The organism is Delftia sp. ZNC0008 (genome assembly GCF_000799035.1).
Lineage (GTDB): Bacteria > Pseudomonadota > Gammaproteobacteria > Burkholderiales > Burkholderiaceae_C > Comamonas > Comamonas tsuruhatensis.
Genome location: NZ_JTKZ01000563.1, coordinates 16,922 through 29,179 on the forward strand (window position 1 = coordinate 16,922; position 12,258 = coordinate 29,179).

18 protein-coding genes and 1 pseudogene are annotated in these 12,258 nt (G+C 64.9%); 6 read left to right on the forward strand and 13 right to left on the reverse strand.

The window, feature by feature from the left end; translation table 11 throughout:
* Positions 1–29: 29 nt before the first annotated feature.
* From L995_RS34400 to L995_RS18635, 6 genes are read left to right on the forward strand one after another with little or no spacing between them, the layout of a single operon-like run.
* Positions 30–281 carry a hypothetical protein gene (locus tag L995_RS34400; RefSeq protein WP_231574471.1) on the forward strand — a complete coding sequence of 84 codons (252 nt, stop codon included), beginning with the start codon at positions 30–32 and terminating at the stop codon, positions 279–281.
* Complete coding sequence (locus L995_RS18620) at positions 278–697, forward strand: hypothetical protein (RefSeq protein ID WP_047472956.1); 420 nt, start codon at positions 278–280, stop codon at positions 695–697. Before L995_RS34400 ends, L995_RS18620 begins: the two co-directional genes overlap by 4 nt.
* Positions 698–700: 3 nt before the next feature.
* Entirely contained in the window at positions 701–2,605 is a 1,905-nt protein-coding gene (locus L995_RS18625) for a hypothetical protein (protein ID WP_047472957.1), read from the forward strand.
* A complete protein-coding gene (locus tag L995_RS33260) occupies positions 2,592–2,810 on the forward strand; it encodes a hypothetical protein (protein ID WP_156136097.1) in 219 nt (72 codons plus the stop codon). Before L995_RS18625 ends, L995_RS33260 begins: the two co-directional genes overlap by 14 nt.
* Positions 2,807–3,358: a glycoside hydrolase family 19 protein gene (locus L995_RS18630; RefSeq protein ID WP_047472958.1), complete on the forward strand. Its 552-nt coding sequence runs from the start codon at positions 2,807–2,809 to the stop codon at positions 3,356–3,358. The genes L995_RS33260 and L995_RS18630 overlap by 4 nt, the downstream gene beginning before the upstream one ends.
* Positions 3,355–3,906, forward strand: a complete 552-nt coding sequence (locus L995_RS18635; protein WP_047472959.1) for a hypothetical protein — start codon at positions 3,355–3,357, stop codon at positions 3,904–3,906. The genes L995_RS18630 and L995_RS18635 overlap by 4 nt, the downstream gene beginning before the upstream one ends.
* On the opposite strand, the gene L995_RS18640 is transcribed toward L995_RS18635, so the two are convergent.
* The 13 genes and pseudogenes from L995_RS18640 to L995_RS18690 form a co-directional block, all read right to left on the reverse strand.
* Entirely contained in the window at positions 3,875–4,420 is a 546-nt protein-coding gene (locus tag L995_RS18640; protein ID WP_052195829.1) for a putative molybdenum carrier protein, read from the reverse strand. The genes L995_RS18635 and L995_RS18640 overlap by 32 nt on opposite strands.
* Positions 4,421–4,423: 3 nt before the next feature.
* A complete protein-coding gene (locus L995_RS18645; RefSeq protein WP_047472960.1) occupies positions 4,424–4,717 on the reverse strand; it encodes a hypothetical protein in 294 nt (97 codons plus the stop codon).
* Positions 4,714–5,052, reverse strand: a complete 339-nt coding sequence (locus L995_RS18650; protein ID WP_047472961.1) for a hypothetical protein — start codon at positions 5,050–5,052, stop codon at positions 4,714–4,716. The genes L995_RS18645 and L995_RS18650 overlap by 4 nt, the downstream gene beginning before the upstream one ends.
* Positions 5,053–5,274: a hypothetical protein gene (locus L995_RS33265; protein WP_156136098.1), complete on the reverse strand. Its 222-nt coding sequence runs from the start codon at positions 5,272–5,274 to the stop codon at positions 5,053–5,055.
* 204 nt (positions 5,275–5,478) lie between these two features.
* Positions 5,479–5,769, reverse strand: a complete 291-nt coding sequence (locus tag L995_RS18655) for a hypothetical protein (protein ID WP_047472962.1) — start codon at positions 5,767–5,769, stop codon at positions 5,479–5,481.
* Positions 5,766–7,055, reverse strand: coding sequence for a hypothetical protein (locus L995_RS31440; RefSeq protein ID WP_052195830.1), 1,290 nt, complete (start codon positions 7,053–7,055; stop codon positions 5,766–5,768). Before L995_RS31440 ends, L995_RS18655 begins: the two co-directional genes overlap by 4 nt.
* A 122-nt stretch (positions 7,056–7,177) precedes the next feature.
* Positions 7,178–8,098: a DNA cytosine methyltransferase gene (locus L995_RS18665; protein ID WP_047472963.1), complete on the reverse strand. Its 921-nt coding sequence runs from the start codon at positions 8,096–8,098 to the stop codon at positions 7,178–7,180.
* The gene (locus L995_RS18670) at positions 8,095–8,307 is read right to left on the reverse strand and encodes a hypothetical protein (protein WP_052195831.1); all 213 of its coding nucleotides are present in this window, start codon (positions 8,305–8,307) and stop codon (positions 8,095–8,097) included. The genes L995_RS18665 and L995_RS18670 overlap by 4 nt, the downstream gene beginning before the upstream one ends.
* Before the next feature lie 95 nt (positions 8,308–8,402).
* Positions 8,403–9,683: a tyrosine-type recombinase/integrase gene (locus L995_RS18675; RefSeq protein ID WP_442855533.1), complete on the reverse strand. Its 1,281-nt coding sequence runs from the start codon at positions 9,681–9,683 to the stop codon at positions 8,403–8,405.
* 251 nt (positions 9,684–9,934) lie between these two features.
* Positions 9,935–10,993, reverse strand: a complete 1,059-nt coding sequence (locus tag L995_RS18680; RefSeq protein ID WP_047472965.1) for a tyrosine-type recombinase/integrase — start codon at positions 10,991–10,993, stop codon at positions 9,935–9,937.
* A gap of 192 nt (positions 10,994–11,185) precedes the next feature.
* Positions 11,186–11,395, reverse strand: a complete 210-nt coding sequence (locus L995_RS18685) for a hypothetical protein (RefSeq protein WP_016452857.1) — start codon at positions 11,393–11,395, stop codon at positions 11,186–11,188.
* A gap of 13 nt (positions 11,396–11,408) precedes the next feature.
* A complete protein-coding gene (locus L995_RS32120; protein WP_231574472.1) occupies positions 11,409–11,678 on the reverse strand; it encodes a hypothetical protein in 270 nt (89 codons plus the stop codon).
* A pseudogene (locus L995_RS18690) lies at positions 11,651–12,258 on the reverse strand (DNA cytosine methyltransferase); the annotation flags it as partial. The pseudogene L995_RS18690 and the gene L995_RS32120, both read right to left, overlap by 28 nt.

The window sequence follows — 12,258 nt, forward strand, 5'->3', positions numbered from 1 at the left end:
GCCTGGACTATGTTTTGGGAGGCGACACCTTGGGTCGCGTGCGTGGGCGCACTGTTGAGCAGCAAGACAAGAACAGCCCCAAGGTGCCTGTCTCGCGCCGTGTGCGGTTGTACCGCGACCGTGATGGCCTGCTGATCCGCGAGACCTGGAGCAATGCCCAGGGAGACTACGAATTCGCGCACATTGACAGCACCACCGCATACACGGTCCTGAGTTACGACCATGAGGGCGACTTCCGCGCCGTTGTGGCCGACCGCGTCACCCCGGAGGCCATGCCATGACCCTGCGCGGCGTTGAGATCACCATAGCCGCGAACGAGGCCCGCCTGCAGGGGCTGCGCGACCTGCTGCTTGATGTGGGCTCGGGCACGGCCTGCGTTCGGTTCTTTGCAGACGCCGAGCGGCCCGCCTTCGGAGAGGCCTCGGCCCTGCCCATGCTGGTAGAGCTGCCGCTGGCCAAGCCCTGCGGCGAGATCGTGGCCGGCCGGCTGCGGCTGCTGGCTCGCGATGCAGCAGGCGCCATGATCCTCGAGTCTGGCATTGCGACCTGGGGCCGCATCGTGTCTGCGGCGGGTGCGCTGGTGATGGACGTGGATGTGTCGGCCGAAGGCGGCGAAGGGCAGATCCAGATCCCGGACAGCACGCAGCTGTACGCGGGCGGCTACCTCACGCTGGCTCCGACCAGCTACATCGAGTAGCCCATGGCGATCATCGAGCTGATCTTCCGTCGTCCGCTGGCCGGTGGTTCGCCCAACGAGCTGGTGTTCGGCAACGAGGACGACTCGAGCTCCAGCGAGGACGCAGTCGCACGGGCAGCCATCCGCCTGCCCGGCGCCCGCGTGGGCATCCGTGCCATGCGGCGCAAGACAGCTGCCACTGCCATCCGGCTGCCTGGCGCGCGGGTCGCGCTCGGCGCGGTCTACCAGACGCGCACCGACCGCCCGGCCGTGGGCGGCACGCTGTCAGGGTTTGAAGAGGCAGCAGCTGCGCGCGGCGCCCTGGTGTCGGTCTACCAGCAGTCGGCCGTGGCCAGCAGCACCACGCGCATCGGTGGCGGGCAGGCCATGGCTGTCGGCGCGACCACCGTGCACCGCTGGCAGGACTCGCAGCGCCTGCGCCTGGACACGCGCCAGGGCATGGGCAACGCCCTGGCCGTGGCGGGCATCACCGCCCAGCCCTGGCAGGAAGCCATCCGCATGCACCTGGCCACGCGCCAGGGCATGGACAACGCCCTGGCCGCCCAGGCGGCTGTGCTGCAGCGATTCCAGGAAGCCATCCGCGTGCGCCGCGCCACCGTGCAGGCCTTCGGCGACGGCCTGCAGCGGGGTGCCTGGCACACCAGCAGCATGGGCGACGCCCTGCAGCTGGCCGTGGTCATGGGCGGTGCGCGGTATCAGGACGCCATGGTGCCGCCGCCGGGCATCACGCCGGGCCGACCGGTCGATCCGCCCAAGCCGCCGCCGTGCTATGTGCCGCCGCCCGGGGGTGCCGTGGAGCTGGTGTTTGCGCAGGCCTGGACGGGCAGCACCGAGCTGGTCTTTTTCTGCTGCAAGGGCGGCGTCAACCCCGAGCCGACCGTTGTCGTGCCGGTAAAGGAGGTTTACTTGACGATCAACAGCGCATTACTCATCCGCCTGGACAACGGGCGAATCATTCCCGCGACCTCGCTGAACATGTCTCTGGACGTGGATTCGTGGACCTGGCAATTCTCAGCTGCAGTTCCGGGGCAAGCACTGGCCGATGTCCAGCCAAATAGCGACGGCGACCCCGTGGTCGTACAGGCGACCATCAATGGCACGCCCTTCAATTTCGCCCTGGAGCGTATCGCGCGAGACCGCACGTTCGGGTCTTCCCAACTGCGGGTTTCGGGCCGGGGCCTGGGAGCGGAACTGGATGCGCCGTATGCCCCTGAAATGTCGTTCGGCAACGAGTTCCCGCGCACCGCACGGCAACTCGTGGAAGACATCTTGACCCTGAATGGTGTGCCCATCGGATGGACGGTTGCCGCCTGGAACCTGACCGACTGGCTTGTGCCGGCGGGCGTGTTCAACCACAGCGGCTCCTACATCTCGGCGGTCAACGCCGTGGCAGGGGCCGCCGGCGCATACGTCCAGCCTCACAACACCGACCGGTCGCTGCTCATGCACCTGCGGTATCCCGCGCCCGCTTGGGAGTGGGATTCTGTGACCCCGAACTTCGAGTTGCCTGCGGCCGTGACCTCGCAGGAGAGCTTCGAGTGGACGGAGAAGCCTCGCTACAACCGCGCATTCGTCATCGGCCAGGAGCACGGCGTGCATGGTCGATACACGCGATCCGGCACTGCGGGAGACCTGCCGGCGCCTACGGTGGTGGACCCTTTGATCACGCATGCAGACGCGGTGCGCCAACGGGGCAGGGCCATCCTTTCTGACACGGGCCGCATCGCAACGGTGGCGCTGCGGCTGCCTGTGCTCGCCGAGACCGGAATCATCAAGCCCGGCAACTTCGTGCGCTACGTCGAAGGCGGCAACACCCATATCGGCCTGTCGCGCGGCGTGTCTGTCGACGTGTCGATGCCGACGATCTACCAAACCCTGACTTTGGAGACACACGTTGAACCTGTTTAAGCGTTTTGAGCGACTGCTGCCGCGCGCACCGCGGCGAGTCGGCACTGTCCTGGCGGTTGACGGCACGACTGTCCGGGTCGAAGAAGTGGGCGGAAACATCACGCAGGTGGTGGGCGAAGCCACGGTAGGCCAACAGGTCTACATACGCAATTTGGCGATCGAAGGGCCGGCGCCGAACTTACCCCTGGAGGACGTTGAAGAATGAAACTCACACCTGAAATCGTCTCGGCATGCACGGGCGCCACGCTGATGCGTGCGACCCAGTGGGCCTCTGCCATTACCGAAGCCTGCGCGCGCTACGGCATCGACTCGCCGGCGCGCATCGCGGCTTTCCTGGCCCAGGTGGGGCACGAATCCGGCCGATTGGTCTATGTGCGCGAGATCTGGGGTCCTACTGCGGCGCAGCTGCGGTACGAGGGCCGTCGGGACCTGGGCAACGTCGAGCCCGGCGACGGCAAGCGGTTCCTGGGTCGAGGGCTCATCCAGGTCACCGGCCGGGACAACTACAAGGCGGCGACCCGGGCCTTGCGCGCTGTCGAGCCTCGGGCACCGGACTTCGAGCAAGACCCCGTGGCACTGGAGCAACCAGCCTGGGCTGCCTTGTCCGCAGCCTGGTTCTGGCATAGCCGGGGTTTGAACGCCCTTGCCGATCGGGGCGATTTCTTGGGCATCACCAAGAAGATCAACGGAGGCACGAATGGCTTGGACGATCGCTTGGCGTTGTGGGCGGCTGCCAAAAAGGTGCTGGCGTGATTGCCGCCCTCGCTCGGTACGGGCACTGGGTGGCGATCGGCATGCTGGTGCTGCTCGTCCAGCAACTGCACCTGCGCAACCTGGGCCTGCAACTCGACCTGGCCGACGCGGGCCGGCAGGCGGCGGAGTTGACCGTCTCGCGTGATTCGGCTGCACGAGCCCACGAGACCCAATTGGCGAAACGCGAGCAGCAGCACGCTGCTGATCAACAAATGAAGGAAGAGAATTATGCGAAAGACAAAGAGTCTCTGGGCCGCCAGCTTGTTGCTGAGCAGCGTACTGCTGGCCGGCTGCGCGACCAACTCGCCTCCGCAACCACCCGTGGTCGCTCGGGAGATCCAGCTGACGCCGTTGCCTGCCAGCGTGCGTTCGATCGGCTTGAAGCCCTCGGCGGACTGGCAGGCGAGGGTGTCGAACTACTTGTCGAAGGTCGAGGACTTCTCCGGCAGCGAGACCTCGACGTGCAACGCCTGCTCGACCAAGTGACCTTGGACCGGCAGGCGTGCAGCAATGCAGTCACCGACGAAGGGCCCTCACCCAGCCATTGATTTCAGCATGGAGGTCTTCCGCGCTGCGGCTGATGTCGATGCCCTCTGCGTCGCGTTGTCGAAAGCCCCGTGGAAACAGACCGGTGGTCGGAAGACCAAGGGCGCAACCGGCGACGAGCCCGGCCAGGTCGACACCGGTCTGGCCTCCACTGCGCACCGTGCGTAAGTCGGCGGTGTGGTGTACGAGCTTCAGCACGTCATACACCCACTGGTTGATGCGAGCCTGCGTCCAGCTGTACTGGACGAGGGTGTAAAGGCCGTTGCCCGCGATGTTCACACTCTGCAAGGGTCGAACCCCCTTGGCCCGTAAAACACATACGGCTGACTCTGCCGGATCTCCACCCCCCGAGAGCCGTAGACGCACAAGACGGCTTGCGGCGCTGCGGGCGGTGAGTTTTTCACCCGCAGTCGTGAAATCGCAGGCAAAGGCCAGGGTCAGGTCGGCCGATGTGGCGTTGGCGAACGTCCGCCCCACGTACCCGGAGGATGAGTGCTCCAGCAAAGTTAGGGCCATAGTTCAGGTCTCCGAGTGATAGATCGGGAGGGAGTACCGACCCGCCGCGTGCAGCAGGTGGTCGTTTTGGCCGACGAGAATCAGGGCGTCTGCGGCCAGCACCAGGCGCCAGTGGTTCTGCAGCTCGCCCGCGCTGTCGCCGACCAAGGGGCAGACAGGAATGGTCTCGACAGGCAGCGTGGTCGCCGGCGGCTTCTGCGTTCCGTCGGTAACAAACGCTGTCGGGTCGATGCCGGAGAACAGAGACGCATCGGCCAGGTGCGCCTCGGTGACGGGGCCGTAGAGAATGGTTTTCACGATGCCGGTCCTTTCTGCTGCGCCTGGGCGCGCTCTGGGATGTCGAGTGCCGCGCGTTCTTCAGGCGTCGGCTGCCGCTCCTCTCCGCACTCCATGCAGCGCATGCGGCGGTACTGCGGCGGCCAGGTCTTTGTGGCCAGCCAGGTATGCGGTGCGCCATTGAGGCAGTCGGCCTTCTTGGCCTCGTAGCTCAGGCTGATGAAGGTCTCGAAGACGAAGTGCTTGTCGCAGGCTCGGCACCAGTGTTCGTGGAGCACGTCTTCTGCGTAGCCTGCGCCGTCATCGTGGTTGGCCTCCTGATCTGCGCCGCAGTAGGGGCAATTCATGTCTGCCATTCAGCTCTCCTTGCGCTCCTGGAAGCGCTTTACGTATGTCGCAAGCGCTGCACGACCAGCAGTACTCATTTCGAGGGCGGCTATCACCTCCTTGGGATTGAGTTCTGCGCGCTGAGTCAAGCGCCCGCCGCCGAGTGGCTTCACGCCACCACAACGGTGGTCGGATATGTAGTGGCCGGTTCCTCCGTCTCCGGAGATGGTTTCAAAAATCACTTTCGACATGTCAGCTCTCCTTGTGCGCAGTGGGGCGCTGTGCGTGCGCTTCTATGGCGGCCTTGCTTTGCAGCAGCAAAACGTGCCGTGTGTGGGAGTCCACGCGGGTGTCGCAACTCCATTTCGGCTCAGGAGCGCTCAACCACGTAACCCGCTGCCTGTGGTTTTCCAGGTCCCTGGCTTCGCGCTCGTGCTGAATTTGTTGTGCGCCGTTCATTGCTCGCCTGCCCCCTTGGCTGCTGCCTGGGCTGCGTCGAGGACCTCGACTCGCACGGCCCACCATTTGCTGCCTTTGCCGGTGCGGTGGTTGCGCACGCAGATCTCCGGGCCGCCATCGGTTCGCCATCCAGTGACAGTGGCATCGAACTGGCCTCGGTCGTGGTGAATCCTCACCTGGGCACCCTTCGGGTAGTCGCGCTGCATTGCGGCGAGCAACTCCTTTTCCGCTGCCCGATAGGCCTTGTATGCCGCATCTACGGCCGGTGTGTATCCGGGGCGCGTCATGCTTCACCGCCTTCCTTGGCCTGGGCTGCGGCCACCGTGTCGAGGTCCAGCGCAGACTGGTTCAGCACATGGAATTGCGTGCACTCCAAGTAGCCAGCCTGGACTGATACTCGGTCCCAGCGCTCCAGCTCAGCCAGGCCACAGGCAATTCCCTTCACCAGATCGCGACGGCGGTCTTCACCCATCGTCGGCATGGTCCAGTTTTTGGGCAGCAGGGACTGGCCGAGCGTGGCGCCGTAGGTGGTGCTGGTCGCATCCCAATCACGCGCGCCATCTGGCATCAGGTACAGCGCTGCCAGGGCGCCAATCTCTCCCATCACATGGGCGTCATCGTGCTCCGTGTCGTAGCCCTCGGCCTCCACCTGGCGCCGTCGCTCGGCCAGCACGTCGCGCACTGCCTGCGACAAAACATCCACTGCAGGAGCAGCAGGTGCCTGGGGCGCTGCCCGGAACTCTGGCCCGGTGAACGTGTGCTGATTGGAGAGCAGCCTGCGGAGCAGATGCAGCGCATCTTCGCCTAGCCGAGGTGCCTGGGGCGCTGCTGCCAGCGCCTTCGCATAGGTCAGCGCATCGGAGAGACGCACCAACGGCTCAGCCTGATGCCATTCGTGGGCGACAGCATGGCGCTTGAAATCCACGGTGGCTGGCAGATCGCCTGCCTTTTCGCCGTTGACCAGCTGAATAGGCTTGTTGAGCCATGCCACCGTTTCAGGCTCTGGGGCTGCAGGCGCTTCCAGGGCGGGCGCTGCGGTCATCGCTTCCACGGTCTTGTCCATCACGGCGCGCATCCAGCGATGGAAGACGTCGTGGTTGACGCCAAAGCTCAAGGCTTCCTGCACGGCGCTGTGCGCCATATCCTCAACGTCTGGCAGGTCCGCCTCAGCTGGGTTCAGGTCCGACCCCGCCACGGCGGCAGGAGCTGCCCCGGCGTAGAGCGGCTGGATGAACTTGCCCGCTGGGGTCTTGCGCGCGGGCAGGTAGCGTCCGGCTTTCGCGCTTTCCGGGCCTTCCGGGTTGCTGTGGTTCGCCAACTGCCCAGGGCTCACGTACAGCACGGGCTGGGCCGGCTCCTCGATCTGGGCCAGGCACTGGCTGGCGCGCGCCCACTGGTAGCCCTCCCAGCCGAAGCGCAGGCGGATGAATTCCTCTTCATAGGTATCGCCGGCGCGCCAGGACTTGATCTCGGCCGCCAGCTGCTCGGGCGTTTCGCCGCCTTCGCGGTCTTTGGCCCAGGCTGTCGCATAGGCGAGCTCGAACTGTTCGCGGTGGTGTTCTGCGATTTGCATAGGGAGCCTTTCAAGAAGAGACGGGGGCCAGGCACCAGGCGCTGGCAGTGGTGTTGATGACGTGGCCTGCGCGCTGCAGCAGCTGCTGGCAGGTCGGGTGTGGGGTCGGGGTCATGGGGCGGTCAGAGCTGGGCGGCCAGAGTGCTGATCACGTCGCAGGCGACGGGTGGGCACACGGAATTGCCCAGCAGGTGGGTGGCTTGGTGGATCTGCGCGGGCAACTGGTAGTCCTTGGGGAATCCCATGGCCGCGCAGTTTTCGGGAACGGTCACCATGCGCATGTAGTCGCCGTTGATCAGGGCCCAGCGCGCTTTTGTCGTCACTGTGCCGATCGGCCGGTGAATGCTGCGACCAGTGGTGCCCGACCCGCTGCCGTAGTACGGGGCCAGGAAGCGGTCTCCGTGGGCGGCTCGGCCGGCAGCCACCCGCGCCAGGGTTGCACAGGAGCGGCCAGGCTTGTTGATCAGTCTCCAGCTCCCTGCCTCGAAGTCGAGGAACGAGCTGGCCGGGACGTGTTCGCGCTTCGGCAGATCCAGCACCAGGGGTGAGCGGCTGCGCGTTGCCACGAGGAACAGGCGCACGCGGTGCTGGGGCACACCATGGTCGGCGGCATCCACGATGTGTGGCGACAGCATGTAGCCCAGTGCCTCCATGGCCGTGCGCCAGGCGGGATACAGGGACCAGGCTAAGAACTCGGGCACGTTCTCGACCACGATGGCGCGCGGGCGGTGGAACTCGGCGGCGCTGACGACTGCCCATGCAGTGCTGCGGCTGGCGTCATGCTGCGGGTTGCCGCTGGCTTTTCCCCGGGCTTTGCTGTGTCCCTGGCAGCAGGGAGAGGCGAGCAGCAGGTCGTGCGCGGGTACGCGGCTCCAATCAGCCTGGTGCAGGTCCTGGCACAGGTGCTGCGCGTCGGGATGGTTCGCTGCGTGGTACTGGACAGCCAGGGGCCAGTGGTTTGCAGCCCAGATGACGGGCACGCCGGCCAGCGCGGCGCCAGTGCTGAATCCGCCAGCTCCGGCGAAGAGGTCAACAGCTCTCATGGCTGCACGCCCAATACCTTGCGGATGTCGGAGACCAACCACTGCAGGCGGCCGGCGACGCGGCGCGGCGCGATGGGCCCACTGTTTTTGCAGGCCCAAATCCGCAAGGTCTGGGGCGAACGGTCCAGGTAGTGGGCGGCCGTGGCTGTGTCCACGGTGGGCACCGCCAGGGTTTCGAGGGCGGGCGGCTGTTGGCCGAAGCGGTTCATGCGATATCTCCGATCAATGGGACGACCCGATGTCGTCCACATGTCGGAATGTTATCGCATTTGCCTAAATTGCGATACGTTGATTTCGCAAAATGCTAAACAACTTGCAGCCGTTGGCCTATCTTGGGTGCCACAAACGGCACGCCCGCCTGGGCAAGAACCCAGGCCTCGATCTTCTCGTGGTGCATGCGCAGCAGATCCAGAGGCCGCACTGTGTAGTGCTTCTCCGCAGTCGCGCTGGGCTTGTGCCCCATGATCTGGGCGACGACGCCAGCGGGCATTTCCAGCCACTCGGTCAGGCTTTTGAACGAGCGCCGCAACCCGTGGAGGGTGACGGTCGGCACACCTGCAACCTGGCAGGCTCTGTCATGCGCGTGGTTGGGGCTGTAGAGGCACGACCCGTCCGCGCTGGTGAAGACCCATTCGCTGCGTCGCGGCAGGCTGTCGATCAGCGAGCGAACATAGGGCGTCAGCGGGATGATGCGGTCGCCTTCCACTTTGTCCCGGATGCTCAGGCCTGCCCAAGCCCAGTCAATGTCCTCCCATCGGATGGTCCGAACTTCACCTGGCCGCGCGCCTGTCAGCAGCAGCACCTGCAGGTATGCCGACATGGCCGGGTTGCTCATGGAGAGCACTGCGCGGAACCAGGGGGCGAGTTGTTCCCGCAGGAGCGCATCGCTCTTGGTTCGCGCCTTTCCCAGGGTCTCGCGCACGCGCTTCGTCTTCACGACCGCCGCGCCACGGGGTGCGAGGCCTGCATAGGCGGGCTGGTCTTCGCACCAGTTGATGAAGGCGCTGATCATCCGCGCACCGAGGCGCCCCTGGGTCGGGCCCGTCTTGGCTTGCTCGGCGGCCCAGGCCTCGATCGTCGTGGGGGTCAGGTCCGTCAGAGGCAGAGCCATCAACGGATAGAGAATGCCTGGCACGGTCTCGCCACGGCCCCGGGTGCCTCGGGCTGCTTTCCTTCCGCCAGGGGCGGACATCTTCACGTGGTCTGCATAGTGGCGCTCGCCCCACTGGCTTTGTCGGTCTGCGAGATACGCCGACCACGCTTCTTGCACCGTCGCATTGCGAGCAGGCTCTGGCGCGGTGGCCGGCGCACTCAGGCTTTCGCCAGCGTCCAGGGCGCCGTGGGCACGTCGGGCTGCTGCACGGGCCTCGTCCACGGTCAGCACGCGGACATCGCCCAGTGTCTTGCGCACGGTCTTCTGGCCGACCTTGCGCTCGAAGACGAAGGACTTTGCGCCGTGGGCGGACACGCGCACGCGCAGCCCGGGGACCAGGGCGTCACGCAGGAATGCCTGGTCCTTGCCCTCTGGGCATACGAGGCGTTCGATCACGCCGGGGGTGATGTTGATGGGCGTGGACAAGTCCACTGGTTGATTTTTGGAAGGGCGGGCCATGCCCAGAGTCTACCCGCCGTAGCCGTGCCGTAGCCGAGTGCATCAATTTTTCGGCATTTATCGGAATACAGTTCAGTAGATGAAAATATGTATGTTGTTGATTTACATGAAAAAATCAACAACGAGGAATATCAAGAAATGCCTTTTTTGCGGACTTTTAATCCGTTGGTCGCGAGTTCGAATCTCGCAGGACCCACCAAATAAACACCAATGAAATCAAGCCCTTACGCCACAAGCGTAAGGGCTTTTTTCTTGTCCTCGGTGGTCTGCTCTGACCAAAACATGACCGCGTTTGCGTACTGGGCCAGATGCTCCGGCGCCAGGTGCGCGTACTTCTTCACCATCTCCAGCGTCTTCCAGCCTCCCAGCTCCTTCAGCACGAACAGGGGCGTGCCGGATTGGACATGCCAGCTGGCCCAGGTGTGCCGCAGATCGTGGAAGCGGAAATTCTCGACGCCGGCAGCTGCGAACGCCCGGGCAAGAATTCGCGCATCGACCTGCTTCACCGGGGCCCCGGTGGGCCGCGTGAAGACGGTGACGCCTTTGGGGCGCCCCTTCAGCACGTCCAGCGCCTCGATGTTGAGCGGGACCACGCGCGCGGAGCCCGATTTGGAGGCGTCGGCGCTGACCCATGCGGTGGAGCGTTTGAGGTCCACCTTGTCCCAGGTCAGGGTCAGGATCTCTGCGCTCCGCATGCCAGTGGCAAGGGCGAAGCGGCAGATGTCCCGCATCCAGTCCTGAGACAAGGCCATGATGAAAGCGCGGGCCTGCTGGCGGGTCAGGAACCGTATGCGAACCGCCGGCTCCCGGTAGTTGCTGAGAATGGGCGCGCGGCCAAGCCACTGCATCTTCTCGCACATGTTGAGCAGCGTCCGCAGTGTGGCGATGTACCGATTCTTAGTGCTCTGCGACGTGGGCCGCTGCACCGTGGAGCCGTGGCGCACGAAGTGCGTGGGCAGGTTGTCAAGGATCACGTCGCTTGTTAAAGAGCTGATGGGCTTGCCGCCGAAGACGGTGCGCCAATATGCGACGTGCCGAACCTTGGTGTCGTAGTCGCTCTGTCCAGCAGAGGCGCGGAGGAATTGAACGGCAGCTTCCTCGAAAAGCCGCTGCGGCTGCTCTCCCAGCTTGTCCTGCCGCCACATCTCCGCCTTCAGGCGGTCGTGGTATTCCTGAGCTGCCTTGCGCTCGGTCGTTTTAGAAGATCGTCTAACTCTTTCGCCGCTTGGCGTGCGTAGATCGATCCACCAGATTCCGGAAGTTTGATCTTTGCGGATGGGCATTCACTATCCTGGTTCCGCAACGATAGCCGGGTGACATTGTTGCGAGGTTTGTTGAGGGCGGCAAGGGCGGATGGCCAGATGCGCCATATGCGCGATCCGGGTAGGCGGAAGGCGATCTCATGCCGCCTTTCGAAGATGGTTCCGTAGGAAACCTGCAGTCGTTCGGCTGCCTGTTTTAGGGTGAGCGCGGTTTCACTCATTCGGCATCGCGGCCAGTTCCGGAGCCTGGGCCTGGTGGGTATTGGGCGACGCAGCTGCTTTCGAGCGCAGCTGCTCCGCCAGTGTTTCCAACTGCTCGAAGGTGAAGCACATGCCGCGAATTGCGCGCGTCGGCCCGGGCGTGTGAAAGGTGCCGCCGCACTGCTGTGCCAGCAGCACCAGAGGTGTGTTGATCATCGTCATCAGAGGCTCCAGATCAGGCTGGGAAAGGTTCGACGCGGCGCGCGGGCGCGGGGTAGTACAGATGCCCGCCGACGCGGCTGGGCAGCGTGAAGGCATATAAGCGCGATGCCGGCAGGCCTGGATGCGGTTTCAGTTCCGTGCCTTGGTAGCAACTGGTCGGTGGGGTGTAGGGCTTCTGAGGTGTGGTCTTGGACATGTCGATGCAGAAATGAAGCGGCCCGCATTGAGCGGGCCGGGTTTTGGGTGACGCAGTGATCAGGCCGCGCGTCGCATTGCGCTGCACGAGATCTCCGAGTAGTTGGCGGCCACGATGAGCCGCATGGGCAGCGGGCTCACGGAATTGCCGACCATGCGGACCTGGGCGGTTTTCGTCAGGGGCTTGCCGGAGGCGGTCCGGTCGATGACGTAGCCAGGGGGGAAGTCCTGAGCGTTGTAGAGTTCGCGCGGCACCAGCATGCGCAGCGTGATGTCCACGATCACCCAGGGCTCGCCCTTGAGCCAGACTGTCACGAGCGCCAGGCGATCGCGCGTGGTGATGGTGGTCATCGGGTCGCGCAGGTCCGCCCACTGGCCGCCGCTGGCGTGGTAGCGCATCAGGAAGGCTGCGCAGCGCAGGGCGCCGGCCTCCTGCTCGGGCGACAGGTGGTACTGGATCAGGGCATGGTGCTCGGCCCCTGCCGTGACGGTGGGCACTGGCTCGCGCATGTCGCGGCCCACGCTATTCCTGCGTAGCGTGCACAGGTGGGCGGCGATCAGCTGCTGCTGGCTACCGCTGGTGGTCACGGTCGATACAGGGTCGCGCAGGTCGCGGGCCGGCGTGCTGTTGAACCCGCCGTTGGCCTGGACCATGAACGCGGATGCCA